Origin of the sequence: Nocardia neocaledoniensis (assembly GCF_003182135.1) — a bacterium.
In the GTDB taxonomy this organism is placed as follows: Bacteria; Actinomycetota; Actinomycetes; order Mycobacteriales; family Mycobacteriaceae; genus Nocardia; species Nocardia neocaledoniensis.
Window position 1 is genome coordinate 499453 of the sequence record NZ_QGTL01000002.1, and the last position, 26037, is coordinate 525489.

Annotated in this window: 24 protein-coding genes; 13 read left to right on the forward strand and 11 right to left on the reverse strand. The window is 71.4% G+C overall.

The window, feature by feature from the left end; translation table 11 throughout:
• Positions 1-2: 2 nt before the first annotated feature.
• Positions 3-2033, forward strand: a complete 2031-nt coding sequence (locus tag DFR69_RS06615) for a serine/threonine-protein kinase (protein WP_110036867.1) — start codon at positions 3-5, stop codon at positions 2031-2033.
• On the opposite strand, the gene DFR69_RS06620 is transcribed toward DFR69_RS06615, so the two are convergent.
• Positions 2030-2872 (reverse strand): GNAT family N-acetyltransferase, encoded by an 843-nt coding sequence (locus DFR69_RS06620; RefSeq protein WP_110036527.1) that lies wholly within the window; start codon positions 2870-2872, stop codon positions 2030-2032. The genes DFR69_RS06615 and DFR69_RS06620 overlap by 4 nt on opposite strands.
• Before the next feature lie 53 nt (positions 2873-2925).
• The gene (locus DFR69_RS06625; protein ID WP_110036528.1) at positions 2926-3213 is read right to left on the reverse strand and encodes a hypothetical protein; all 288 of its coding nucleotides are present in this window, start codon (positions 3211-3213) and stop codon (positions 2926-2928) included.
• 254 nt (positions 3214-3467) lie between these two features.
• Between DFR69_RS06625 and DFR69_RS06630 the strand changes: the two genes are divergently transcribed.
• Entirely contained in the window at positions 3468-4067 is a 600-nt protein-coding gene (locus DFR69_RS06630; RefSeq protein WP_146229207.1) for a hypothetical protein, read from the forward strand.
• Between the two features lie 50 nt (positions 4068-4117).
• Here the strand turns inward: DFR69_RS06630 and DFR69_RS06635 are convergent, their stop codons facing one another.
• Together DFR69_RS06635 and DFR69_RS06640 are read right to left on the reverse strand one after the other, a co-directional pair.
• Positions 4118-5245 carry an acyl-CoA dehydrogenase family protein gene (locus DFR69_RS06635; RefSeq protein ID WP_110036530.1) on the reverse strand — a complete coding sequence of 376 codons (1128 nt, stop codon included), beginning with the start codon at positions 5243-5245 and terminating at the stop codon, positions 4118-4120.
• A 9-nt stretch (positions 5246-5254) separates the two neighbouring features.
• Positions 5255-6427, reverse strand: a complete 1173-nt coding sequence (locus DFR69_RS06640; RefSeq protein ID WP_110036531.1) for an acyl-CoA dehydrogenase family protein — start codon at positions 6425-6427, stop codon at positions 5255-5257.
• A 200-nt stretch (positions 6428-6627) separates the two neighbouring features.
• Here DFR69_RS06640 and DFR69_RS06645 point away from each other — a divergent pair, with 200 nt between their 5' ends.
• On the forward strand, positions 6628-7446 hold the full coding sequence (locus tag DFR69_RS06645) for a hypothetical protein (protein ID WP_110036532.1): 819 nt from the start codon (positions 6628-6630) through the stop codon (positions 7444-7446).
• A gap of 24 nt (positions 7447-7470) precedes the next feature.
• Here the strand turns inward: DFR69_RS06645 and DFR69_RS06650 are convergent, their stop codons facing one another.
• On the reverse strand, positions 7471-8385 hold the full coding sequence (locus DFR69_RS06650; protein WP_110036533.1) for a Vgb family protein: 915 nt from the start codon (positions 8383-8385) through the stop codon (positions 7471-7473).
• 171 nt (positions 8386-8556) lie between these two features.
• Between DFR69_RS06650 and DFR69_RS06655 the strand changes: the two genes are divergently transcribed.
• Genes DFR69_RS06655 through DFR69_RS06670 form a run of 4 tightly spaced genes read left to right on the forward strand, consistent with a single transcriptional unit; the run spans position 8557 to position 11787 of the window.
• Complete coding sequence (locus DFR69_RS06655) at positions 8557-9159, forward strand: alpha/beta hydrolase (RefSeq protein ID WP_110036534.1); 603 nt, start codon at positions 8557-8559, stop codon at positions 9157-9159.
• An 18-nt stretch (positions 9160-9177) separates the two neighbouring features.
• The gene (locus tag DFR69_RS06660; RefSeq protein WP_244198117.1) at positions 9178-9576 is read left to right on the forward strand and encodes a hypothetical protein; all 399 of its coding nucleotides are present in this window, start codon (positions 9178-9180) and stop codon (positions 9574-9576) included.
• Positions 9569-11086, forward strand: a complete 1518-nt coding sequence (locus tag DFR69_RS06665) for a WXG100 family type VII secretion target (protein ID WP_110036535.1) — start codon at positions 9569-9571, stop codon at positions 11084-11086. Before DFR69_RS06660 ends, DFR69_RS06665 begins: the two co-directional genes overlap by 8 nt.
• Positions 11083-11787, forward strand: coding sequence for an ESX secretion-associated protein EspG (locus DFR69_RS06670; RefSeq protein WP_110036869.1), 705 nt, complete (start codon positions 11083-11085; stop codon positions 11785-11787). Before DFR69_RS06665 ends, DFR69_RS06670 begins: the two co-directional genes overlap by 4 nt.
• 191 nt (positions 11788-11978) lie before the next feature.
• Here DFR69_RS06670 and DFR69_RS06675 read toward each other — a convergent pair whose 3' ends face one another.
• The gene (locus tag DFR69_RS06675) at positions 11979-12623 is read right to left on the reverse strand and encodes a TetR/AcrR family transcriptional regulator (RefSeq protein WP_110036536.1); all 645 of its coding nucleotides are present in this window, start codon (positions 12621-12623) and stop codon (positions 11979-11981) included.
• Positions 12624-12731: 108 nt separating this feature from the next.
• Between DFR69_RS06675 and DFR69_RS06680 the strand changes: the two genes are divergently transcribed.
• Positions 12732-13661, forward strand: coding sequence for a zinc-binding dehydrogenase (locus tag DFR69_RS06680; RefSeq protein ID WP_110036537.1), 930 nt, complete (start codon positions 12732-12734; stop codon positions 13659-13661).
• A 7-nt stretch (positions 13662-13668) separates the two neighbouring features.
• Here DFR69_RS06680 and DFR69_RS35090 read toward each other — a convergent pair whose 3' ends face one another.
• Entirely contained in the window at positions 13669-17607 is a 3939-nt protein-coding gene (locus DFR69_RS35090; protein ID WP_244198118.1) for a bifunctional RecB family nuclease/DEAD/DEAH box helicase, read from the reverse strand.
• Positions 17608-17698: 91 nt separating this feature from the next.
• On the reverse strand, positions 17699-19507 hold the full coding sequence (locus tag DFR69_RS06695; RefSeq protein ID WP_110036538.1) for a DEAD/DEAH box helicase: 1809 nt from the start codon (positions 19505-19507) through the stop codon (positions 17699-17701).
• A 62-nt stretch (positions 19508-19569) separates the two neighbouring features.
• Here DFR69_RS06695 and DFR69_RS06700 point away from each other — a divergent pair, with 62 nt between their 5' ends.
• Positions 19570-20439, forward strand: coding sequence for a carbon-nitrogen hydrolase family protein (locus DFR69_RS06700; RefSeq protein WP_110036539.1), 870 nt, complete (start codon positions 19570-19572; stop codon positions 20437-20439).
• Between the two features lie 11 nt (positions 20440-20450).
• Complete coding sequence (locus DFR69_RS06705) at positions 20451-21071, forward strand: phosphoribosyltransferase (RefSeq protein WP_110036540.1); 621 nt, start codon at positions 20451-20453, stop codon at positions 21069-21071.
• 1 nt (position 21072) lies between these two features.
• On the opposite strand, the gene DFR69_RS06710 is transcribed toward DFR69_RS06705, so the two are convergent.
• The gene (locus DFR69_RS06710) at positions 21073-22014 is read right to left on the reverse strand and encodes a cupin domain-containing protein (protein WP_110036541.1); all 942 of its coding nucleotides are present in this window, start codon (positions 22012-22014) and stop codon (positions 21073-21075) included.
• Positions 22015-22157: 143 nt separating this feature from the next.
• Here DFR69_RS06710 and DFR69_RS06715 point away from each other — a divergent pair, with 143 nt between their 5' ends.
• A complete protein-coding gene (locus tag DFR69_RS06715) occupies positions 22158-22721 on the forward strand; it encodes a TetR/AcrR family transcriptional regulator (protein WP_110036542.1) in 564 nt (187 codons plus the stop codon).
• 121 nt (positions 22722-22842) lie between these two features.
• The gene (locus DFR69_RS06720; protein WP_244198119.1) at positions 22843-23184 is read left to right on the forward strand and encodes a hypothetical protein; all 342 of its coding nucleotides are present in this window, start codon (positions 22843-22845) and stop codon (positions 23182-23184) included.
• Positions 23185-23187: 3 nt separating this feature from the next.
• On the opposite strand, the gene DFR69_RS06725 is transcribed toward DFR69_RS06720, so the two are convergent.
• Together DFR69_RS06725 and DFR69_RS06730 are read right to left on the reverse strand one after the other, a co-directional pair.
• Complete coding sequence (locus tag DFR69_RS06725) at positions 23188-24366, reverse strand: alanine racemase (RefSeq protein WP_110036543.1); 1179 nt, start codon at positions 24364-24366, stop codon at positions 23188-23190.
• 48 nt (positions 24367-24414) lie between these two features.
• Entirely contained in the window at positions 24415-24894 is a 480-nt protein-coding gene (locus DFR69_RS06730; RefSeq protein WP_244198120.1) for a TetR family transcriptional regulator, read from the reverse strand.
• Positions 24895-25290: 396 nt separating this feature from the next.
• Here DFR69_RS06730 and DFR69_RS06735 point away from each other — a divergent pair, with 396 nt between their 5' ends.
• Entirely contained in the window at positions 25291-26037 is a 747-nt protein-coding gene (locus DFR69_RS06735) for a tyrosine-protein phosphatase (protein WP_110036544.1), read from the forward strand.

Genomic DNA, 26037 nt, shown 5'->3' on the forward strand with positions numbered 1-26037 from the left:
GGATGATCGACGAGAGCGGCGTCTTCGCCGGATACACCATCGAGCGGCTGCTCGGCCGCGGCGGCATGGGCTCGGTGTATCTGGCCCGGCATCCCCGGCTGCCACGGCGCACGGCGATGAAGCTGCTGAACCGGGAACTGTTCTTCGACACCGAGATCAGGGCCAGGTTCGAACGCGAGGCCGACCTGGTCGCGCAGCTCGAGCATCCGAACATCGTCACCGTGTACGACCGCGGTGTCGAGGACGAGCAGCTGTGGATCTCGATGCGCTACATCGACGGTTCCGACGCGGCCTCACTGCCGCCGCCGGTCGACGCGGCCAGGGCGGTGCGCATCGTCGCCGAGACCGCGGCGGCGCTGGACTTCGCGCACAGCAGGGGCGTGCTGCACCGCGATGTGAAGCCGGCCAACATCCTGCTCGAGCCCGTCGACGGCGGGGAGCGGGTGTATCTCACCGATTTCGGTATCGCGCGGTTGCACGACGACAAGGCCGCCAAACTCACCCAGACCGGAACCTTCACGGCCACCCTGGCTTTCGCGTCCCCTGAGCAGCTGTCCGGTATCGCCCTCGACGGCCGCGCCGACCAGTACTCCCTGGCCTGCACCCTGTTCCGACTGCTCACCGGCGCCACCCCGTTCGAGGCGGGCAACCCCGTCGCGGTCATCCAGGGCCACCTGCAGCAGCCGCCGCCCCGCGCGAGCGCCCTGCGCCCCGGCCTGCCGCCCGCCCTCGACGCCGTGATCGCGCGCGGCATGGCCAAGCGACCGGCCGAACGCTTCCCCACCTGCGCGGAGTTCGCCGCGGCCGCCGCCCGGGCCCTGGCGAATCCCGCCGCCGCACAACCGTTCCCACCGTCTTCGCCGACCGCGGCCTACCAGTACACCCCCGCATCCGGGTACCCGCTCGCAGGAACGCCGTTCACCGGTCCAGACCCCCGAACGCCGAATCCCGCGCACGCCAACGCTTCCCCGTCGACACCTGGCATGCCGCAGGCCGTATGGGGTGGGGCTCAGCCGTCATCACCGGAGGTACCGCAAGCCTCGCACGGCGCGTGGCAGGCACCGTCCCCGTCGAGCGGGGCCCAGCCGTTCCCACCCGGAGCATCGCAGGCTTCGTCAGGCGCTGCGCCGCAGCCGTCATCACCAGAGGCCGCGTGGGGCGTGGCGCGGCCGGGCATGCCGCAGGGTTCCTGGGCCGGTACCCAGCCGTCGCCGGTGGAAGGTGTATGGAGTGGTGCGCCGCAATCGTTCACGCCGCCCCGGGCGGGTGGGGTGGGGGCTGGTGGCGGATCGGGGCGGCCGCAGGATCGGGGTGTGCGGCGGTCGAATGTGGCCGACGACTATCTCGGACGCGACCGGCATTCGCGGTGGAAGGCGACGCCGGTGGGGTGGGTGGCGGCGCTGGTGCTGTTCGGGATGGTCGGCTGGCTGATCTTCGGGCAGCTGACCGGGCCGGATGACGCGAGCGCCGGTACGACCACGACCGAATCACCCACGCCCACCACCACTGCCGCCGCCCAGCGCCCCACGACCACCACCAAGCCCACCACCGATCGCCAGATCGTCGGTGCCAACGCGGCCACCCTCAGCGCCGAGTTCCCGGCAATGCTGCCGGCCACCACCGCGAGCACCCTGGTGCACGCCGGGTCGGGCCTGGACAACGCGGGCTGCTTCGCCTACGACCGCACCACCGCAAGCCGCGACACCGACGACGCCGACATGGGCGACTGGCTGGTCATGTGGCACTGCTTCGGCGGCGGCAACAAGGCGATCTACGAGTTCTTCCTGTACCCGTCGGCGGCCGAGGCGGCGCGGGCCGTCGACGCGCTGCCCGCCAACGACGCCCGCGCCGCGTCCCACACCGGCCACGGCTACACGAATTTCGTGCTGCACGACAGCCAGCCGCTCTCGCCGCGCATGGTCACCCGCTTCGACGCCGACCCGGACCGCGCGGCCGTGCTCATGTACAGCCGCGGCTTCATCGCCGACGAGGCCGAGATGCTCCAATGGTGGCAGCGCGCGCCGCTGGTCTAGCGCGCGGCGGCCCGCGTCAGGGTGAAGTAGGTGAAGTCGCGGACCGGCTCGTATCCGATGGCCTGGTAGATCTTGTTCGAGGTCGGATTCGCCAGGTCGGTGAACAGGCAGGCATCGCCGCCCTCGGCCCGGATGACGCCGGAGACGGCGGCCGTCAGCGCGCTCGCGAACCCGTTGCCACGGTGTTGCGGAGGCGTGTACACCGGCCCGATCCTGGCCCAGCCGAGGACCTGCACCTGCCGGGCGACCAGCGCGACCGCCTCGCCGCCGTGCTCCCACAGCCACCAGAACCCGCCCTCGATCCGCTGCCGGACGGCGTTCTCGTCCAGGTGCGGCGGGTCGCCGATCTCACGATAGAACTCCTGCGCGAAAGACCAGCACAGCGCGAGGTCATCGAGGGTGGCCAGCCGTGGCTTCCCCTCGGCGGGCGGCACCGTCAAGGTGCCGAGCCGGAACAACCGCGCGGAGAACAAGGGCGACGCGGAACCGCCGGTGCTTTCGGTCCAATGCCGCGCGAAGGCCGCCGCATCGGCCTGCACGCCTTCGACGCTGGTGGACGCGGTGCCCTCGGCCGCGAAGGCGTCGGCCACGGCGGCGACACTGCCCGCGGGCAGGTCGCCGAGGTAGACCCGCCCGCCGTAGGCGCTGGTGGCGACGCCGACCACCGCACCGGTGTCGTCGCGCACGGTCAGGAATCTGATCCCGGCGCCGCCCGCTCGACCGGCGAGCTCGTTGGCCACGCCGGTCGCGATCACCGTGTGCCGCAACGGGTCGCGCCGCAGGAAGGCCTCGGCGGTGGTCATGAACTGGGCCGCGTCTCCGGTGATGTCGATCCGCATGGGTTCGACGGTAGGCCCGGAGCGGGCGGATCGCACTCGAATTGTGCTGCGGTTCAGCTCTTCCCGAGCGCCTCGCGGTCGGTGCGCAGCTTCAGCAGGATCAGTCCCGCGGTGCAGGCCAGGATCAGGCCCGCGACAGTGACCTCCACGTGCAGGCCCGCGATACCGAGCCCGGCGCCGACGAGTCCGCCGACGAAGAACAACCAGCCCATGACCCGCGCGACGACCGCGACAGCGCGATTGCCCGGCGGGTTCGACAGTGCGTGCTGAACATTTGCCGCCGCGACCGAATCGCCGTTCGCCGCTGCGGGTTCCAGCCGGGGTGTCGAGTAAGCTCCCATCAGATTCTCCTCGGTGACGCCGATCAGATTCTTGCGTCGCGCAACCTTCGCGCGTCAGGGGTCTCGTTCCGGGCGTCTCATGCGTAACTTTGCTCACACACGCTACGACTCGGCGACGCCGATCGCGCGCGACACGTCCCCGCGACACGCTGACGAAATCAATCCGATATCTGACTCATGAGCATTTAAAATGCTATCTTTCGCCACTCCTGCACTACTGTGAGGCGACTCGAAGTCGACGAGGAGTGCACGCGATGGATGACAGCAGGGCCAAGATCGTAGGTCCGGCAATCGCTGTTGGCGCGGTGTCGCTCGGTCTGATCGTCATCGGCGCCTGCGGTGTGGGACAGCAGGATGTCTACGTCCCGCCACCGCCCCTGCGGGCGAATCTCGCCGCCGCGCCGAGCCCGGTCGCCGACGAGACGACATCGACCACGACCCGGGTGCCGATCCCGCCGTCACCCACCTGGCGGATCGCGCCGTACATGTCGCCGCGGAAACCGTTCAGCCTCAGCTCCACCGAGACCTCCCCGTCGGAGCGGCCGCCCGAGGGCGAGTCGACCGAGTCCGCCCCGCCCGAGGCCGCCACCACCGAATCGCGCCCGCCGGAGACGACCACCGAGGATCACTCGACGACGACCGCGCCGCGCCCCACCACCACCCGGCCGCGGCCCACGTTCACCACCCCGCCGCGCACCATCCGGCCCACGACCGAACCCGAGGTCGAGGAAACCACCGAGACGACCGAACCGGACCTGCCGACAACCCAATCCCACGACCGCGCCGTCCCGACCACCACCACCCCGGTCGAACCCACCACCACGGAACCGGCCGTCACCGTCGACGCGGGCTGACACAGCGATGGTGCGCACCCCGGCGGGGCACGCACCATCACCGCTCGGTCCTACAGCTCCGGCAGGTCGTACTCGCCGACGCGGTCGGCCAGCACCCGCCGATGCTCCAGCGCGCCGCCGAGTGTCTGCCCGATCGCGGTCAACCGGGCGACGTAGTGGCTCACCGGATACTCGGCCGTGACGCCGATACCGCCGTGCATCTGGATCGCTTCGCGACCGATGTGGTCGGCCGATCGCCCGACCTGCAGCCGGGCGCGGGAGGCCACCACCGGATCGTTGCCGCCGTCGGCCAGCGCCGCCGTCGCGAAAAGGCTCATGCTGCGGGCCAGTTCGAGCGAGACGTAGCAGTCGGCCGCGCGCTGGGTGAGCGTCTGGAACTTCGACAGCGTGACCCCGAACTGCTTGCGGGTCCTGAGGTATTCGGCGGTCAGGGTCAACGCGACCTCCATCGCGCCCACCGCCTCCGCGCACAGCGCCACCTGCGCGTGCCCCTGGGCCAGCGCGATCTGTTCGGCCGCGTCGACGGTGTCGCCGAGCAGTTCGCCCGTGGCGCCGTCGAATTCGAACTGCGCGGCGCGCCTGCCGTCGAAGGTCCGGTAGGTGGTCTTGCGCACGCCCGCGCCGTTCGGATCGACCAGCAGCAGGCCGACCCCGCCGCCGGGCAGCACCGCGCTGACGATGAGTTCGTCGGCGCAGTCGCCGCGCAGGACGGGGTTCTTCACCCCGCTCAGCGCGTAGCCGTCGCCCTGGGCGTTCGCGGCTGTGGTGACCTCGGTGGACGGCCAGCGCTGCCCTGGTTCGTCGTGGGCGAAGGCCAGCAACGTCTCCCCGGCGGCCAGCGCGGGCAGCAGCCGGGAGCGCTGCTCGGCGCTGCCTGCCAGGCGCAGCAGCTCGGCGGGGACGACCACCGCGTCGAGCACCGGTTCCGGGGCGAGGGCGCGGCCGAGTTCCTCCTGCACCAGCATCGCCTCGACCGGACCGGCGCCGACCCCGCCGTCGTCCTCGTCGATGGTCAGGCCGAGCACGCCGAGGTCGGCCAGCTGCTTCCAGACCGTGCGGTTCCAGCCGAGGTCGGTGTCGCCGATCTTGGTCAGCGCCTCGGCGTCGTAGGACCGGTGCAGCAGTTCGCGCACCGTGTCCCGCAGCATCGTCTGTTCTTCGGTGAGTTGGAGATCCATGTCAGCGCCTCACAATCCGAGGATCGTGGAGGAAATGATCGAGCGCTGGACCTCGCTCGAGCCTCCGTAGATGGTGACCTTGCGATAGTTCAGATAGCCGGGTCCGGCGTGCTGGGCCCAGCCGGGCGAGGCGATGCCGTCGGCCTCGACCGGGAGCGCGTCGGCGCCCGCGATCTCGAGCAGCAGTTCGGTGGCCGCCTGCTGTAGCTCGGTGCCCTTGAGCTTGAGCACCGAGGAGGCCGGATTCGGCTTGCCGTCGGCGGAATTGGAGACCACGCGCAGCTGGGTCAGTTCCAGCGCGAGCAGTTCGTTCTCCAGTTCGGCGACCCTGGCGGCGAAGACCGGGTCCTCCATCAGGGTGCCGTGGCCCGTCCTGGTCTGGCGCGCGTAGTCCTTGGCGAGCCCGATCTTGACCTTCGTCTTGCCGACGCCGGTGATCGAGGTGCGCTCGTTGCCCAGCAGGAACTTGGCGTAGGTCCAGCCCTGGTTCTCCTCGCCGACGAGCTGGTCGGCGGGCACCCGGACGTTCTCGAAGAACACCTCGTTCACCTCGTAGCTGCCGTCGATCAGCTTGATCGGGCGCATGGTGACACCGGGCGACTTCACGTCGAACAGCAGGAACGAGATGCCCGCCTGCTTCTTGGGCGCGTTCGGGTCGGTGCGCACCAGGCAGAAGATCCAGTCGGCGTACTGGCCGAGGGTGGTCCAGATCTTCTGGCCGTTGACGATGTAGGAATCGCCGTCGCGTACCGCGGTGGTGCGCAGCGAGGCGAGGTCGGACCCGGCGTCTGGCTCGGAGAAGCCCTGGCACCACCAGATGTCGAGCGCGGCGGTGGGCGGGAGGAAGCGCTGTTTGAGCTCCTCGGAACCGAACTGGGCGATCACCGGGCCGACCATGGAGGCGTTGAAGGTGAGCGGCTCGGGCACCGAGGCCAGCTGCATCTCGTCGAGCCACAGGTGGCGCTGCATCGGCGTCCAGTCCTTGCCGCCCCAGGCCACCGGCCAGTTGGGTACGGCCAGGCCGTGGTCGTTGAGGATCTTGTTGGCGGTGACGATGTCGTCACGGGACAGCTCGTGTCCGTACCTCACGCGGTCACGGATCTCGACCGGGATCTCGGTCGTGTAGAAATGCCGGAGCTCGTCGCGGAAGGCGACCTCTTCAGGGGAAAGGGCTATCTTCATCCGGGTCTCCCAGCGTGGTTGGTAGCCGTCGACAAAAACTTACCCCCGGGTAAGCCGCAGTGTCGACTACATCACACTTGTCCGTGCCGCCGTGCCAACGACGGCACGCCAGCCGGTGACACGGCGACCCGGACACGGACCTGGTACCTTCCCAGACGGGCCGGGGCACCGGCGTGAGAGCAGCCACCGAGGAGTCACGGGTGAACGGCAGATCCATCGCAGGCAGGGCAGCGGCGGTCGCCGCGGCGAGCATGGGCGCGCTGGCACTGCTGGCACCGTCCGCGAGCGCGGCCCCGATCGATGACGCCATCACCCACCTGACCCACGTCGCCGGCGAGGACACCGCCGCCAAGGCGGGCGTCGGCGCGCTCGACAGCTTCACGAAGATGGTCGGCTCCGACACCCTGCGCGACATCTCGGCGCAGTTCATCCCGTTCTCCTACGCCGCGCCCACGTTCGGCTGCGGCAGCAACGGCCCGATCACCACGATCATCGCCGCCGCCACCTTCGAGGGTCCGGGCCCGCGCACCGAGACGAGCCTGACCCCCGGTGACATCCGGTTCAGCGCCAGCCCGCGGCACACCGGTTTCGCGCTGTCCTCCGGCCTGAACGTGGCCTGGGTGAACGTGAACACCGGCCAGAGCGGCATCGTCCCGCTCGACGATCTGACCGAGTTCGGTTCGCCCTCGCTGTCGAAGACCGTGCACAGCGGCGCCGGCACCGTGGTCGCCTCGATGTGGGGCACGATCGACTACCCGGGCGCGCGCTGCGTGATGACGCCGACCGTCGGCACGTTCGTCGTCCCGGATCTGCCCGTCGAGCCCGCGCCCGCGCCCGCCGCGCCGCCCGCGCCCGAACCGCAGGCCGCCAACCCCGGCTCCGGCGAGGCGAACGGCGGCGCACCGAAGGCGGCCGCACCCGAAACCCCCGCTCCCGCACCGGCTCCGGCGCCCGCTCCCGCGCAGACCTCGCAGCCGGCTCCCCCGCCCGCGCCGTCCGCGGTCACCGTCGGCGGCTGATCCGCCCGGCTACCGCCTGAGCGATCAGCCGACGGGGCGGATCCGCAGGACGGTGCCTTCCTCGGAACCGGCGAGCAGCGCGGACGAGTCGGTGGGATCGGCGACGACCGCGGTCAGTGGCTGGGTGGCGAGCACCGTGCAGGTAGCGCCGGTGGTCGGGTCGACGCGCACGAGGTGCCCGGCCAGCGTGGTGACGTAGAGGTCGCCGTCGCGCACCACGAGGTCGTCGACGAAATCGGGCAGCGCGCCGAACGAGGTCAGGTCGGCGATCGGGGTGGCCTGGGCCGGATTCGAGCGGGACAGGCGCAGCACCCGGCCGACCGGTGCGCCACCGCCCGCGACGTGGTTGGCGGTCACGTAGACCGAATCACCGGAGACGACAACACCGTTGGGCCCGTCGATCGAGACCGCGGCCCACCAGTCCATGTCCTCGCTGCCGTCAGCGCGCAGGCGGTGCACGCCGTTGGCGGTGGTCACGTAGAGGTTGCCGTCGGCGTCGAAGGCGGCGCCGTTGGGTTGCGGGAAGCCGGTGGCGAACGGCGTCGGCGTCGGATTCGCGGCGGCCGGGTCGAAGCGGACGATGCCGCCCGAACCCGCAAGCGGCGAATTCCCCGTCACGACATAGAGCAGCCCGTCGGGGCCGAGCCGGACCGCGCCTGGGGCGGCCACTTCCACCGTCGCTGTCAGTCTGCCGTCGCGGTCGTAGCGCTGGACCTCCCCGCGCAGGACTCGCGAGACCCACAGGGCGCCATCGGCGTCGATGCCGAAGTTCTCCGACCAGTCCAGCAGCGGGACGCTCGAGCGGATGGCGACATCCTGGCCGGCGCGCCCGCAGTTCGAGGCGGGGGCGGCGTTCGCGGTGCCGTTGCCGAGGGCGGCGGTGGTGACGAGGGCCGCGCCGACGGCAACGTGGGCGACGCAACGGCGGAACGACGACATGGAAGACCTCGACTCTTGTTGACCCGGCTCGACGCGCGAAAGTCTAACGGCTACCGCCGGGTAGTGGTTTGTCCGAATGCGTGGGGGTCCCGTCTGGCCGCGACCACAACGATCACGCGAGGTGGTGCCCTTGTCGCGCAGGACGATTCGACCAGCGGTAATAATCGGAGGGTGCCCTACTTCGACAGCGCCCGTGGACGGCTGCACTACCGGCGTTGGTCGGTCGACGCCGCGGCCGCCACGGTGGTCCTGCTGCCGGGCACGGGTCAGCACAGCGGGCACTACCACCGCTTCGCCGCGGCGCTGGAGCGGACGGCGCGGATCGAATTGTGGACGCTCGACACGGCGGGCCAGGGCCTGAGCGAGGGCGACCCGGACGCACCGGGCACCATCGACGAACTCGCCGCCGACGCCCGCGGGCTGCTCGCCGAGGTCGGCGCCGGAACCAGACCGGTGCTGATGGGACATTCACTCGGCGCGGTCACCGCGCTCACCGTCGCCGCCGCGAACCCCGATGACCTGGGCGGACTCGTCGTCTGCGGGACGCCGCGCCGCGCCGCCGAGCTCGCGCCGCCCACGCGATTGCCGGTGCTCGCGGTGCACGGCGTCGACGATCGGCGGGCGCCCATCGATGTGATCCGGCTATGGACAGCGCGGCACGGATCGGTAGATTTGCGCGAGTACGCCGACGCCGGGCACGACCTGTTGCACGAACCGGTACAGCAGCGGGTGGCTGTCGATATCGCGGAGTGGGTCGTCGCCGCGGTGCGATGAACGATGAAGGGGGAACCGGTGCAACCGAATCGAACAGGACTGCCGAATACGGCCGCGCTCGGCCAGGCCGTGGACGAGGGCGGGCTGTGGATCGACGGCCTGCTGGTCGCCGACGGCGCGCCGGAACGCTGCGCCCAGCGCTACGAGCGCCTCGCCGACGCGGTGGACGCCCAGCTGGCGGCCCTCGGCGCCACCGAGGTCATTCCCGGCTTCGGCGGGCTCCCCTCCGGCGCCGCGCTGCGCACCGGCTTCGAGGGCAAGGCGGCCGACGCGCTGACGCAGCTGCGCGCCTACGCGAGCACCGCGCGCGAACTGGCCGCGGTGTTCCGCGCGGCGGGCGCGGCGTATCAGGAAGGCGACCGGGCGCTGTCCGACTCGGTCGCCAAGCTCGAAGTGCCGGGTGAGAGCCATGCGTAGCATCTCCGGCCGCACGCCAGGCACCGATCCCGACTACGTGCCCGTCATCGAGGTCTTCGACAATCTCTCGCACACCGAGATCTATCAGGCCGTCCGTCAGCTCGATCCGGCGGCGCTGAGCAACGCGGGTCAGCTGTTCCTGTCCACGTCCACCGGGCTCGGGGACGAGGTGGAGAACGCGCACGGCGAGATCAGGGCCGCCATCGCCGACGGCTGGCGCGGCGCCGCCGCCCAGCAGGCCGTCGACGCGGTCCGCGACTTCGAGCAGGCGGGCAGGAAGATCGCCGATGTGCTGACCGCGGTCGGCGTGCGCCTGTGCCAGGCGGGCGACGCGGCCGAATCGGTCCGCGCCGCCGTCGCCGAACCCGCGGCGGCACAACCCGATCCGTCGGCCGCCCTCATCGATTCCGAGCAGGCCGGGACCAATGCCGCGATCGTGCGGCAGGCCGAGAACGCGCGGCTGGACGCGGTGCGGGCGATGGAGACGATCTACGCCGGGGCCTTCGTACCGACGGGGTCGGGCGTGCCGGCGTTCCCGGACGTCACGTCGGGGCCAGGGGGTGCGGAGGTACCCGTCGCAGGCCTCGGATTCTCGGCGAGCGCCGCGAGCCCGGCGGCGACCGGCGCCGGCGCGACGGAGGGCGTCGTCGCCGCGGCCGATGTCCTGGTCGGCGCCGATACCGCTGTCGAGGTCGACGCCACCGTCGACGCCATCACCGCGGCGAGCGCGCAGGTCAACGGAACCATCTCGGCGGCAACGACATACGCGGCCACGGGGAGTGGACAGGCGACAACAGCACCCGCACAGGTGCTCACCGGCGGCGCGACTCCGAGCGTCACCGCTCCGGCGAGCGTGTCCGGCGTCCACGCCGCGACGACCGCTCCCCCTGGATACCTCGCCGCGACCGACACACGCCGCCGCCGTGACAACACGTCGACCACCGCGACCGGCGGTTCCGTGGGGTACGGCGCCGACACCGAAGGCACGGGTGCCGGCAACAGCAACACCGGCGACGATGCGGACGGCAGCGGCCACTTCAGCGACAACGGCCACCCTGAGGCCGGCGGCGGCAACCACAGCGGTGACGCCGGCGGCAGCGGGGCAGCCGGTGCGGCAACGCAATCCGCGGCGACCGGGTCCTCCCCGGGACCGCTGACCGGGGCCGCGACGAGCAGCGCGACTTCCGGCACGGAGACCGCACAGGCCTCCGCCGAAGGTCGGCAGGACGCGGTCGGGGCGAGCGGGGAGGCCGCGGCGGGGATGAGTGCCGGGGCGATCGGCGGGATGATGGGCGGCGCGATGGTGGCTGCCGACCACACCAGGCCGCCCGGTGGACCGCGTCCGCAGCCCAGGCAGGACGAGGACGAGGAAGACGACGATGACGACTTCCTGCGCTACCTCGACGAGGAGCCGACGTACCTCGAGCCCGCCGACGAGGTGAACGCCCTGATCGGCAAGATGGAGCCGACCAGCCCCGCCGTGCTCGGTGAGTGGACCGGCCGGGAGTGAACTGGCACCTCACCCCGGATCAGTTCGCGCTGGCCTGGGCGCGCACCGACGGCGACCGGATCCCGTATCCGCTCGCGGTCCGCGCCTCGGCCCGCGACACCGCCGAACGCGCCGCCAAGCAACCCGCGCTCGACGCCTGGTGCGCGCGGGTGCTCGACGCCGACCTGTCGGCGGCCTTGCGGGTACTCGCCAAGCCGGAGATCCGCGTGGAGGTGAGCGGCCGAGCCCCCGCGCCGGTCCGGATTCTCGGCGCCGTCACCGGTGACGTGGCCGTGCTCGCGGTCCAGGAACCGGGCAGCGCCGAGGACCGCGGCGGCGCCGTGCACGTCCAGGTCGGCAGCACGAAACGCTTCGCCGCCCAGGTGTTCTCGCGGCTACCCGCGCACCCGCCCGGCACGGGTGACCGGCTGTCCGCGCTCGCGGACAGGGTGCGCGAGGACAGCCGCGACCTGGTCACAGCGCCAGTCGCCGGACCGTCCGACGCCGCTCGTATCCGGCGTCTGCTCCAACGAGCGCGCACCGGCATCGGTCAGATCCTCGTCGGGGCCGGCACGAGCGAATCACCCACCGGCGTCCTGTCCTGGATAGATGTCACCGGCGACGGCCGATACCTGGTGTACGCCGCCCACCGCGTCGACATCGCCCCCGCCACGCCGGAGTGCGCGGCCGACTGGTTACGCAGACTGCTCCGAAACGTCTGACCACCCCGAACAGCGTCTGCCCCGAGTCGGCCGCAACCCCCGAAACGGCCATGCCACCCGCGCGAAGTGCGCTTCCCAGGGGGCGCCGCCCGGAGCACGGCGGTTTCGGTGGCGGCCGGGTGCTCAGCAGACACTGAGCCGCCCGGGGCAGATCGCTTCCGTATTCCGTGCCGCCGGAGTCCGCCGACCGATCAGCGAGCCGCCCGCGGGGTCAGGGTGAGCGCCTCGGGGATCGCGGCGAAGGCGTGGCGCAGCTCCGCGGTGAGCGTCGCGGTATCGGCGGGAGTGCTTCGCGCGCTCCATGTTTCGAGGGCGCAATGGAACGCGGCGATCAGGATGTCGAGCGCCAGCCGGGGGCGCGGGTCAGTGGCGGGGTCGAGGTCGTAACGCTCGCGCAGCAGCTCGAGGGCGGCGCGGACCGTGCGGTCGCAGAACTGCAGATTGTGCGCGCTCATCGACGGCGTGACGTGCGCGAGACGGTGACTCAGTACGGCGCGTTCGGCCCAGCCCTCGGCGGGCATGCGGGCCACGACCGCGAGCACGGCGTCCTGCAACGTGGTCAGCAATGTGCCCGCGCCGGGATCGGCGCTGGCGAGTTCGTCGAGAAAGGCCGTCCACAGGTCCTGGAGCGGCGCCATGGCCACGTCTTCCTTGCTGGTGAAGGTGCGGAAGAACGTGCGCTTGGAGACCTCGACGGCATCGCAGAGTTCGTCGAGGGTGGTGTGCTCGAATCCGCGCGCCGCGAACAGCTCGAGCGCGGTGTCGATCAGCGCCTGCCTGGTCCGTTGCTTCTTGCGTTCGCGCAACGGCAGCGGACGCGCCACGACATCAACCATGGTCGCCAGTCTAACCGGGCAATGCCCTTCGGCGGCTTTCGCCCCTTGACATCATTTGCCACTCAGTGGCACATTCTGGATGCGATCCTCCGTTGAAAGGCGTTGTCCATGCGTGCCCTGGTCGTCGACCACTCCACCCCCTCCGGGCTACGGCTCGGCGAGGTGCCCGACCCCGTCCCGGCTCCCCATCAAGCCCTCGTCGAGGTGTCGGCGACCTCGCTCAACAGTGGCGAGGTGCGCTTCGGCCTGGCGGGCGCGCCCGACGGCGCGGTTCTCGGCTGGGACGCCGCGGGGACCGTGGTGCGCGCCGCCGCCGACGGATCGGGGCCCGCGGTCGGCACCCCGGTGGTCACCCTCGGCGAGAGCGGCGGGTGGGCGCGGCTGCGCGCGGTGGACACCGATCTGCTCGGCGTGGCGCCCGCGGGCGCCGACCCCGGCGCCATCGGCACGATCCCGGTGGCAGGCGCGACCGCGCTGCGCGCGCTGCATCGGCTCGGCCCGATCCTGGGGCGGCGCGTGCTGATCATCGGGGCGAGCGGCGGCGTCGGGCGCTACGCCGTCCAGCTGGCCGCGCGCGGCGGCGCGCACGTCATCGCGACGAGCGCGGACCCGGCGGGTCGCGGCGCGGCACTGCGCACGCTGGGCGCCGACGAGGTCGTCGCAGGCCCGGCCGACCTGTCCGCCGAGGTCGACGGAATCATCGACATGGTGGGCGGTTCCATGCTGGTCGAGGGATATACGCGACTCAGCGAGGGCGGCACGCTGGTAGCGGTCGGCCACGCGGCCGAGCAGGGCGAGACCTTCCCGTACGGTGCGCTGTTCGGCGACCAGGGCCGCCACGACCGCACGCTCACCACGTTCTTCCTGCTCTCCTGCGCGCGCCTCGGCCCCGATCTGAGCTGGCTGGCGGCGCGTGTGGCCGCCGGCGATCTCGACCCGGGCATCACCTGGCGCGGCGACTGGACCAACGCGGACCAGGCGATCGACGCGCTGCTCGCGGGCGGCCTGAACGGAAAGGCCGTGCTGGACCTCCGGTGAGAGCGGATCAGCCGAGTCGCAGGAACCCTGCCAGTGCGTCGAGTTCCTCCGGTGTGTCCGGGAGGTATTCGGTGAGCAGGGGCGAGCGGATGACGATGGCCTTCCACATGGCGCGGCACAGGGTCGCGTGGATCATGGTGCGCGACAGCAGGGTTCGCATGCCGAAGGGGGCGTCGGCGGGGGTGGATGTCGTCATCGACAGGACGACGACGGCGGCCTCGCGCCCACGGAAGCGATCCGGTGTGCCGACGAGCACGTCCTCGATCTTGGCGCGCGCCAACAGGGTTCGGATGCGGGCGACCTGCGCGGCGTAGGGCGCGACGACGAACACGTCGTGCGGGTGCAGCCTTCTGGCCTGGCCGCCGGAGGTCCAGGTTTCCCCGAGCAGGGCGCGCACCCGGCGCACCACCTCCCGCGCCTCGGCGTCGGATTCGGTGGCGCTGCCCCGGTGCTCGACCAGCACGGTGCTCACACCGGGCGCGATACCCGCCAGATCCCGTGCGAGCGTGATCGTTTCGCTGGACCGCAGGCGGCCGTCGTAGCAGCTCGCCGACACCGGGTCGCACAGCGCCGGGTGCATGCGCCAGGTGCGGTCGAGGAAGTAGCCCCGCTCCTCGGGCAGGGTGGCGGCACCGTCGCACAACCATTCCAGCGCCGACACCTGCACGGGTTCGGGGTGCGCGGCCTGCGCGCGCGCTGGCACCGGGTCGCCGATCAGCAGCAGGTTGCGGGCGCTCACCGCGACGGCGACGGTGTCGGCCAGCGAGCTCGCGCCCGCGTCGGCGATCACCAGCAGGTCGAGCGCGCCGGGCGCGATGAGGTTCTCGTCGACGAAATCGGCGGTGGTGCCGCCGATCACGCAGCCGTTGACCGCGTTGTCGAGGAAGCGCGGGTACCGGTCGGCGTCGATCGCCGACCATTCCGGGCCCACCGAGGCGACGTCCTTCTTGGCGACCAGCTCGGGCAGCAGCCCGGCGTCGACGACGGCGTCGAAGATCCGCTCGATCACCGCGTGTGATTGCGCGACGACGCCGATCCGCCACCGGTGGCGGGTGACGAGCCGCTCGATCGCGCGACCGGTGGTGCCGGTCTTGCCGGTGCCGGGCGGGCCGTGCACGGCCAGGTACGAGGCATCGAGCGCGCCGACCGCGCCTGCGAGCGCGGCCGCCACGTCACCGTGCACCTCGGGCAGCGCCATGCCGTCGCGCAGCCGGGGCGCGCGCCGCAGCAGCAGATCGAAGACGGCCGACTCGGGTACCCCGGGCAGCGTCATCAGCAGGTCCTGGGCCGTGAGTTCCAGCGCCGCGTCGATTTCGGCCTCGCCGTCGGGCGGTCCGGGGGCGATGGCGGCGGGCAGGTCGTCGTAGGGCGGGCAGCCCGCGGGCAGCAGCTCCTCGAGGCGGACGGTGTCGTCGAAGTTGGCGTCGACCGCGCAGCCGAGCACGGTCGCCGTGGCGGTGGCGCGGCGGCCGAGCGCCTGGGTCATGCCCGCCGCGGCGGCCCCGTCGTAGATGGTCACCATCTGGGTGCCCGGGGTGAGCGTGGCGCCGGTGCCGAGCCTGCCGGTGAGCGTGAGATAGCGCCGCATCGTCGGAAGTTGCGGCGTGCGATGCCATTTGGTGTCGACGGTGCCCCACTCGGCCACGAGCACGCCCGGCGAATCCGCCCACTCCCCGACCGGATGCCCGAGCCGATCGATGTGCGCCCACCAGCGCGGTTGTCGCTCCCTGCGGTGGTATCCGAGCACCGCGGCCGTCACGGCGGCGGCGCGCGCGGCCTCGCCGGTGGCGCCCGCGGCGAATTCGGTCAGCGCGGCTTCCAGCGACCCGGTCCGCAGGGACGGCGGCACGTCGGACTCGGCCACCGCGAACCGGCTGCCCGGCACCTCGATCCCGGCCTCGGCCGCCCGCTCGAGCAACCAGTCACGCAGCGCGAGTACGCGCCCCGCCCGCACGGACCAGTCCGCCGGGTAGTGGTCGTCGGGTGTGCTCGCGCCGGCCGACACATCCGGACCCGCTGAGCCGCCGGCGACAGTCCGGTCGAGTCGCGCGGCCGGACCCGCCGGGTCACCCGGAGCGTTCGTCGCCGGATCGAATGCCGTTGCCGCGTCCGATCCGACGGCATCCGCCCGCGAGGGGGCGTGCCCGGACGCCACGACCCGACCGGGCGCCGAGTCCTCCGGAATCGCCTCGGCGGACCGGGACCCGGTCGTTGGCAGGAGCGCGGTGAGGCCGGCGAGGTCGTAGGACTGTTCGCCGATCAGCAGGGCGGTGCGCGTGATCGGGGCCAGGTCGACCAGGGCCCCGTCGGCGAGGAGCTCGTCGAGCAGGTCGGCGCCGGTGCCGAGGCGCCCGGCCCAGTCGAGCAGGGCGGTGCGCACGCCCGAACCGTAGTGGTACACGCGCACAGTCGGGTCGATCGCGCGGTGCTCGCCGATGATGTCGAGGAGTTCGTCGAGCACCTCGGTCTCGACGGCGCCGGGCATCGTCGGCTGGTAGACGACCGACCGCGCGTCGGCCAGTTCCACGGTGGCGACGGCGCCCCGCGCGTCGAGGTCGATGAGCAGGGCGAGGTCACCCGCCGACGGTGCGGGCAGGGCGCCGAGCGCGGTCGCGTCGCGCAGGGCGAAAGCCGGTGCGCCGGTGGTCTCCCGCTGCAACTGGATCTCGGCCTGGCGCCGCAGCGAGGTCACCGTGCGCGGGGTGAGACCGGCGACGGGGGTCGTGGTGGTGGCGAGCCGGTCGATGGTCAGCACGCCCGCCTCGCGCAGCCGGGCGCGCTGGGTCGGCCGAATCCCCGCGACCAGCAGCAGATCCCGCGCGGTGCGCACGGCATCGCGACACCGCGCGCACCGTCCACACGCCAGGTAGCGCGGATCTCCCCACTGCACCGGCAGCAGCTCGATCGACTTCTCCTCGACGATGCGCTCCAGCCGGGCCCGCCGAGCCAGATACACCGGCGCCAGCTCGTCGGCCCGCACGCGCTGCTCCCCCGCCGCCGTCGACAGCGACGCCCACGCGTCCACCTCGATGTCCGCGGCGGCGAGCATCTGCGCGCAGGCCGCGATCCCGAGCCGCGCCCGCGTCACGATCCGCGCCGAATCGGCTTCGCGCACACCGATCGACGCGGTCGCCCGCTCGAAAGGCGTCCGGCCCGCCGCCAGTTCACGCCGCATCACCCTCGGGTCGGCCGAAGACGCTCTCGCGCCGTCGATCCAGGTCCCCGCTGCGCCGGGAGCCGACGCGGCACCGTCTCCACCGGGCCGCGACTCGTCGACATCGGCGGAAACCTCACCTGCCGAACCCATCGCCGCCCGATCGACGGCCCCGGACCCGAACACACCGACACGTTCGGTGTCCCGATCGGCAGTGTCCGTCTCCCCCGCGCGGTGCGCGTGAGCGGCGGTCGCCTGCGCAAACGGTGCACGCTGTTCGTCCTCCGGCGCTTGCCCGGTATCACCCGGCTCGCCGTACGCACGCGGCCGATCGGGGGCGACCGAGGGCAGGCCCACAGGACCCCCGGCCCCGGCGCACAGCGTGTATCGACCGGTGGCCGCATCACGGACCAGAAAATCCACCCCGCAGGCGAATCGGCCGTCGAAGAACATCGCGCCCTGGATGGCGGCGGCACCGGCCCGCACGGCGGCGAGGGTCTGTTCGGCGGCCGCGGTGAGTGCGGCGATGCGCGCGGCGGGGGCGGCCCCGGGCGCGTCCGGCGACTCGATGCGGACCAGGGCATCGCCGTACCGACGGAGCACGTCCGGGGACACTTCGGCCGCGCGCACGAGCGGCAGCGCATTCTCGGCGACGCCGGGCACATTGCCGAGGGCGGCGTCGACGGTGCGCAGCAGCGCGAACTCGCAGTCCGCCGCGCGCACGAGGTCGCCGACGGCACCGATCACCCGATCACCGGAGACGAACAACCGCGGCCCTCCTGCTGTGTTCACGCACACCCGACGGCAAACACCTTAACCAGCACGGCGCGCGTCCAGGGCGCGCCCGGCGAACATGTCGAGCAAACGCCGAGCAGCCCGGCGCTCAGGACCGCGGCTTGCGCCGCTCCGTGCGCGGCCGGAAGTCACGATCCCGCCGGGGGCCGCGCGAGTTCAGCCGCTGCGCCGGCGGGCCCTGATCGGGCTGCAGCTGGATCAGCACGCCGCTGATCCTGGTGCGGCGCAACGCTTCCAGCGTCTCGTGCGGCAGATCGGCGGGCAGCTCGACGAGGCTGTAGTCGGGCCGGATGCTGATGTGCCCGAAGTCGCTGCGGCGCAGCCCGCCCTCGTTGGCGATGGCGCCGACGATCGCGCCGGGCACCACGCGATGCCGCTTGCCGACGCTGATGCGGTAGGTCGCCAGCTCCTGACCGGTCTCCCGGGAGAAGGAGGGGCCGCGGCTGCCGCGGTCCTCGTCGTCGTAGCGGCGCGGGGCCCGCTCGCGGTCACGATCCCGGTCGCGGTCACGCTCGCGGCGCGGTGCGGGCTCCGGCTCGGGCTCCATGAAGAAGTTGTCGCCGTCGAAGCCGCCGACGGCCAGCGCGGCCGCGATGTCGACCAGCGGCGTGTTGTGCTCGGCCTCGTAGTCCTCGATCAGCTTGCGGAACAGCGCCACGTTGTCCGAGGACAGGTTCTCGGTGATCATGTCGCCGAACTTGGTGACGCGGGTCGCGTTCACGTCGTCCACGCTGGGCAGCTGCATCTCGATGAGCGGGTGCCGGGTGGCGCGCTCGATCGACTTGAGCAGGTGCCGCTCGCGCGGCGCGACGAACAGCAGCGCCTGACCGGAACGGCCCGCGCGGCCGGTGCGGCCGATGCGGTGCACGTAGGACTCGGTGTCGTGCGGGATGTCGTAGTTGACGACGTGCGAGATGCGCTCCACGTCGAGACCACGCGCGGCCACGTCGGTGGCGACCAGGATGTCGAGCGCGCCCGACTTCAGCTGACCGATGGTGCGCTCACGCTGGTTCTGCGCGATGTCACCGTTGATCGCCGCGGCGGAGAAACCACGCGAGCGCAGCTTCTCGGCCAGCTCCTCGGTGGCCTGCTTGGTGCGGACGAAGATGATCATCGCCTCGAAGTCCTCGACCTCGAGCACGCGGGTCAGGGCGTCGAGCTTGCGCTGGTGCGAGACCTGCACGTAGCGCTGGGTGATGTTGGTGTTGGTCTGCGTCTTCGACTTGACCGTGATCTCGACCGGCTCGTTCAGGTATTGCTTGGAGATCTTGCGGATCGCGCCGGGCATGGTCGCGGAGAACAGCGCGACCTGCTTGTCGTTCGGCGTGTCGCGCAGGATGCGCTCGACGTCTTCCTGGAAGCCCATCTTGAGCATCTCGTCGGCCTCGTCGAGCACCAGGTAGCGCAGCTGCGACAGGTCGAGCGTGCCCTTCTCCAGGTGGTCGATCACGCGACCGGGCGTGCCGACGACGACGTGCGCGCCGCGGCGCAGGCCCGACAGCTGCACGCCGTAGCTCTGACCGCCGTAGATGGGCAGCACGTGCAGGCCGGGGATGTGCGAGGAGTACTTGCCAAAGGCCTCGGCGACCTGGATGGCGAGCTCGCGGGTCGGCGCGAGCACCAGCGCGCTCGGCTTCTTCTGCGCGGTGTCCAGACCCATCAGGATCGGGATCGCGAAGGCCGCGGTCTTGCCGGTGCCGGTCTGCGCCAGACCGACGACATCGGCGCCCGACAGCAACGGCGGAATGGTCGCCGCCTGGATCGGGGACGGCGACTCGTAGCCCACATCGGCGATGGCCGCGAGGACGCGGTCATCGATCCCGAGATCGGCGAAAGTCGGGCCTTCTTCGTGCCTGTCGTCGTCGGCAGGAACGCTGTCGACCTCATTGGTACTCATTGACCAGCAGTTTACTGCCTGGCGGTAGCTGTCCCGGCCACCGGGTGAATACGGTGAGACCTATGCAACTGCAGAACGGGTCAGCACATCAGGAACCGGCGCCCGCCGAGGTGCCCATCTCGGTCGTCCAGTTCGCACCGGAGACCGATCCGGCGGCCAATCTGACGACGCTGCGCGAACACGTCCGCCGGGCCGCCGAGGCGGGCGCGCGGGTGGTAATCACCCCCGAGTACTCCATGTACGCGGTGACCCGCCTCGACGAGCGGGTGGTGGCGATCGCCGAACCCCTCGACGGCCCGTTCACCAGCGGACTGAGCGCGCTCGCAGCCGAATTCGGGGTGTATCTGGTGGCCGGTGTCGTCGAGCGGCCGTCGCCGGGCGCGACCAGGATCAGCAACACCCTCGTCGCCCACGGGCCCGACGGCGCGCGGGTCGCGGTCTATCGCAAGGTCCATCTGTACGACGCGTTCGGGCACAAGGAATCGGACGTGGTCGAGGCCGGGCCGCTCGTCGCGCCCGCCACCTTCACCGTCGACGGTGTGATCTTCGGCATGCAGACCTGTTTCGATCTCCGTTTCCCGGAGGGATGTCGGCGTGTCGCCGCGGCGGGCGCCCAGGTGTTGCTGCTGCCCGCGCAGTGGATCCCCGGCCCGGCCAAGGTCGACCAGTGGACGACGTTGCTGCGCGCCCGCGCGATCGAGAACACGATCTACGTGGCGGCGGCCGATCAGTGCGCGCCGCGCGGTGCGGGCGCGTCGATGATCGTCGACCCGGCGGGCAGCGTGCTCGCCGAACTCGGTGACGAGCCGGGCGTGCTCACCGCGACGGTGGATCCCGCGCACGTGGCCAGGGTCCGCACCGCCAACCCGAGCCTGGCGTTGCGCCGGTTCGAGGTGATCGAGCGCGTTTCGCCGGAGCCCGTGGCGGAGTAGCGTTCGAGGCGATGGTCTATCCGGATCGCGCAGCGGCGGGTCGCGTCCTCGGCACGGCCCTCGAACACCTGCGGGACGCGCGTCCCGTGGTGCTCGGGCTGCCGCGCGGCGGTGTGCCGGTCGCCGCGGCGGTCGCCGCCGAGATCGGCGGCGAGCTCGACGTGCTGCTGGTACGGAAACTGGGCCTGCCCTGGCAACCCGAGCTGGCGATGGCCGCGCTCGGCGAGACCGGCGTGCTGGTGCTCAACCGCGACGTCGTCGAGCGCGGCGGCGTCACCGAGGAGGCTTTCGACGAGGTCGAGCGGGCCGAACGTGCCGAGCTGGCCCGTCGTCAGGCCGCCCTGCGGACCACCGAACCGATCCCGCTGACCGGGCGCACCGTGGTGATCGTCGACGACGGCATGGCGACCGGGGCGACCGTCGTGGCCGCGTGCCGAGTCGCCCGTGCCCAGCGGCCCGAGCGGCTGGTGGTGGCGATGCCGGTGTCCTCCCCGGAGGCGGCCCGCCGCGTCCGGCGCGAATGCGACGAACTCGTCTGCCTGTGGACACCGGCCGAACTCGGCGGAGTCGGCATGGCCTACAACGACTTCCACCAGCTCACCGACGACGAGGTCACCGAACTGCTGAGCTGACTCAGTTCTCCTCGTAGACGACGTGATAGCGGCGTGTGTGCCGATTGAGGGCCGCGGGGTCGAAGCGCCCGCCCGCGCTGACCTCGGCGCGATGCTCGATGATCGCCTCGACGACGCACTCCCAGCCGCCGGGCGAGGAGATCTGCACGACGCGCGGCGGCGGGGTCGACCCCGGGCGCAGAGCGTACGGAACGCCGTGCGGCAGCAACACGAACTGCCCGGGGCCGGCGCTGTGGACGCGGTCGTCGAACTCCACCTCGAGCACGCCGTCGAGCACGTAGACGCACTCGTCGGCGACGTGGTGCGTGTGGCGCGGGATCGGCTGGGCGACAGAGACTTCCAGTGCCGAGAACAATCCGTCGGTGTCGCCCGTCCGCGCCTTCACGCTGAACGCGGGCGGTACGGGGATCCGGCCGGGACGCGCCTCGCCCTTGCCGAGGAGATAGAAGCGGTCCTGGTCGCCCCATTCGCCGGGATCGCCCTCGCCCAGGTGGTAACGCATGCCGTGCGGCTTGCCGAGCTCGTTGGCCCTGTCCCAGTCGCGATCACCGGTCCAGTCGCCGCTCTGGCGCGCTTCGGCGACGTCTTCGAGGTAGCGCTCCCATCCGCCGGGAGCCGACAACTGCAGGGCGTGCACGGGCGCGTCACCGAGCGTGCGCATGGCGTGCGTGACACCCCTGGGCACCAGGAAACACATGCCTGCGATGACCTCGTGCGTCGCCCCGCCGTAGTCGAGGCCGAGCGCGCCGTCGACGACGTAGACGAACTCGTCGAAGGTGTCGTGCACGTGCGGCGGGATGTCGCCGCCCCCGCGGTTCTCCATCAGGGTGAATCGGCCCTGCGTGTCCCGGCTGCCCGCTTTGACGCTCGCCCAGGGTGGGAGCGGCACTCGGGTCGGCCGGGAAGCGCCGGCGTCCAGCAGGAAGAAGCGGTCATCGGACATTGCGCACCTCGTTCACAATAGGAATAGGATTCCGGTTCCGAAAGAATGACACCGCGGCACCGGGCTGTCAACGGCGGACATTCGGCCCGCCCACCTCGGGTACTGTGCTCAATCGGAATCCCGTTCCGATCAGCCGAGGACCCATGACGACTCCCCCGCGCCGCCTCCGCGCCGACGCCGGGCGCAATCGCGCCAACGTGCTCGACGCCGCCGTCCGGCTGTTCGCCGAGCGCGGCGACGCGGTGCAGATGGCCGAGGTCGCCGGCGCCGCGGGCGTCGGCGTCGGCACCGTCTATCGCCACTTCCCCACCCGCCAGGCCCTCATCGAGGCCGTCGCCGAGCAGCGCTTCGTCGAGATCCTCGACTTCGCGCGGGCGGAATCCGCACAGGCGCCCACCGGCCGGGAGGCCGTGCGCGCGCTACTGCTGCGCGTCGGCCGGGTGCACGAGGAGGGGCGCACGCTGTCGAGCCTGATCGAGTCGACGCTCGGCGACACCGCGCCCCGGGGAGAGGTCGCGCTGGCGCTGCGCGAACTCGGGACGACCCTCGTCGACCAGGGCCGGGCCGACGGCACCCTCCGCGCGGACGTCACCTTCGCCGACCTCTACATGATCGTGGGCGCGCTGGCGACGGTCGCCCGCGCGAACCTGGGCGACTGGCACCGCTTCGTCGACATCACCCTCGCGGGCCTGACACCCTCCGCCTGACCAGCCGCCTACGGGCTCTTGACAGCCCCTCCGCTCTGCCGTATTCCTTAATCGGAAGTTGATTCCGCTTCCGTTTCCCGGTCGAACACGACCCGACCATCAGGAAAGACAGGGCAGACGCATGGCGTTCACCGACACCACCGGAAAGCCGCGGACCACCGACGATCGGCGCGGAACATGGGCCGCGGCAACCCTTTTCACCCGCGCCGCGCTCGGCGCGGGATTCCTGTCCGCCGTCGCGGACAGATTCGGGCTGTGGGGCGACCCAGGGACGAGCAATGTCGCCTGGACGGGGACCGCCAGCTTCGTGACGCTGGTCGCGTTCGGCGGGTCCATGTTCTTCTTCAGCGGCTTCGAGACACCGTTGAACGCGTCGGTGTTCAGTGCCGCGGCGGCCGCGGCGCTGCTGGCGCTGTCACCGCCGAGCAGTCACGTCCTCGCCGTCGACCGGCTGCGCGGCTGACGATCAGCCGAAGCACTGGCCTTCGCCGCGATAGGTGGGAACCGTTGTGTGCGTACCCGATTCGTCGACCAGGTGGATCTCGGCGAAGCGTTCGCACAGCTCGCCCGCCTTGGCGTGGCGGAACCAGACGCGGTCGCCGATCTCGAGTTCGGCCCCGCCGGCGAGCGGGGTCTGCACCTCGCCCGCACCTTCGGCGCCGAGCAGCTTCAGTCCGGCAGGCCAGACCGGCAGCGGCACCCGGCTCGGCCCGGCGGGGCCGGAGGCGATGTAGCCGCCTGCGAAGACGGTGGCGATGCTCGGGGTGGGCTTGCGCAGCACCGGCGTGGCGAAGAACAGCGCAGGACGCGGGGTGAAGGACCGGTAGTGGTCGAACAGGGTCGGCACGTACAGGCCAGAGCCCGCGGTCACCTCGGTGACGTCCGGATCGGAGATCGAGACCTCGATCGACCCGGTGCCGCCGCTGTTGACGATCTCGAGCGGCCCGGTCACCATGCGGACCGCGTCGAGCACCTGCGTGCGCCTGCGGCCGATCTCCATGGCCGACAGGCGCTTGACCACCCGCACGGCGGGATTGCTGTCGGGCAGGCCCGCGATCTGGGCCTCGTAGGTCATCACGCCGACCACCTCGAAGCCGCGCTTGCGCGCCTCGGTGGCCAGCACCGCCGCCTGGTCGGGACTGCGCACGGGGGAACGGCGGGTGCCCAGGTGCAGCGGACCGATGCGCAGGGCGGCGTCGACATCGAGGCAGACGCGCGGGTGCACGGTGTCGGTACCGAGGGCGGCGCGGGTGAGTTCGAGCTGGGCGACGTCGTCGATCATCAACGTGATGGCGCTGAGCAAGGTCGGCGCGGCCGCGAGTTCGGCCAGCGCGGCCCTGTCGAGGACGGGGTAGCCGAGCAGGATGTCGCGGGCGCCGAGGCGGGCCAGCCAGATGGCCTCGCGCAGCGAATACGCCATGATGCCGGCGAAGCCGCCCTGCGCGGTGAGTCCGGTGCCGAGCACCCGCTCGAGCACCGCGCGGCAGCGCACCGACTTGCTGGCGACCCGGACCGCGACCCCGTTCGCGCGGCGGACCAGGTCGGCGGCATTGGCGTCGAGCGCGGCGAGGTCGAGTGCGGCCAGCGGCGGGTCGAGTTCGGCGGTCGCCGCGTGCAGATCGTGCAGCGATGTCGTGTGGGTCACCTGACTACTGAACCACCTATCTGGTCAGTCGTCCAGCATTGCCGGGTGTCAGGCTTCCACGGCCTTGAGGGTCAGGCAGCCGACGAGATCGTCGATGACGACCAGGGTAGTCTCGTCGTTGCCGTCGGCCAGCCAGCGCAGCACCGCGCCATGGATGACCGAAACCATATACGTGGCAACCGAATCCAGCGGTTCGAGCCACTCGGTCCCGGAGAGCCGGGCAGAGAGGCCGAGGAAGCTGATGGCCTCGTCGTCCATCCGCTGGAACATCGTCGCGGCGGTCGGATCGCCGATGGTCTCGCCACCGGGCGACCACCGCTGCCGCAGGGTCTGCAGCGCGGCCTCGTAGGCGGCGACCTGCCGGTCGGGCGCGGCCTTCACCAGCGGCCAATACGCACTGAGCCCGGCATGCAGCAGCACCCGCAGTGCCCGTACGCCGGTGGCGTCCGAGCTCGCGGCCGCTTCCTCGACGGCCCGGCATACAGCAGGTCGCAGCGAGGTTTCGGAAAGTTCACGACTGGCGCTCAACGACAACTCCTCGGCAACAAATTTCGCTGCCCGCGGCGGTGCGAGCTTCGCGGAGAGATCGTCCGGATGCGGATCAACCTATCCAACAAGCTCGATCTTAGAAGGTTTTCTGGATTCACGAACTGGTTCAGCCGCCCTTTTCAGACTGAAAGATTGTTTTGTTACCCGAATGCGACCTTATGTAAAACCGACCATACGGCTTGAATTTGTCCATTCGGCGACTTCGGCGCCCCGGGCCGTAGTCGGACTACCGATCAATACTACAAGTCACCGCAGGTCCGGCCACTTCCTGTGGGCGACGGCACAGTGGCACCCGACGAAACGGACACAACACAGTGCGTGTCGGAACGGCGAACTCGGGCGCGGCGGCGACAATGCCGCCGATAACCTGGTCGAGTGACTCTCTCGCCTCCCGCCGATCAGTTCGCCCTGAGCGGCACCTTCAATTTCCGCGATGTGGGCGGACTCCGTACCGCCGACGGCGCGGCCACCCGATCCGGCGTGCTCTTGCGCTCGGCCATGCTGAGCGGTCTCGACGCGAAGGGGCACGACACCCTGCGCGCGCTGCGCGTCACCGACGTGCACGACCTGCGCGGCCTGCCCGAGATCGACCACATCGGGCACGACTCGCTGCCCAAGGGCGTGCGCCTGCACGTCACCCCGTTCGACTCCCGGATGGGCGAGGCGCCGCCGCACGAGGCCGAGGAGGCCGTCTCCGCGCGCGACCACATGATCGAGGTGTACCGGGCGTTCCCGGTGATGCCGGAGGCCAGCGAGGCGATCATCCGGCTCGCGCACTCCCTCGTGGACGGCGACGGCGCCGCCCTGGTGCACTGCGCCGCGGGCAAGGACCGCACCGGCTGGGCGGTGGCCACCCTGCTGCGCGCGGTCGGCGTCACCGAGGACGACGTCTACACCGACTACCTGGCCAGCAACGCCGCCGTCGAGCCGCTGCGCACCATGCTCGAACCCAAGATCGCGGCGGGCGCCGAACTCTCCGACGACCTGCTCGGCGTGCAGGTCGACTACCTGCGCACCGCCGACACCACCGTGCGCGAGAGCTACGGCGACACCGAGGGCTACCTGCGCGGAATCGGGCTCACCGGCTCACTGCGCGAGGCCCTGCGCGCGCGGCTGGTCTGA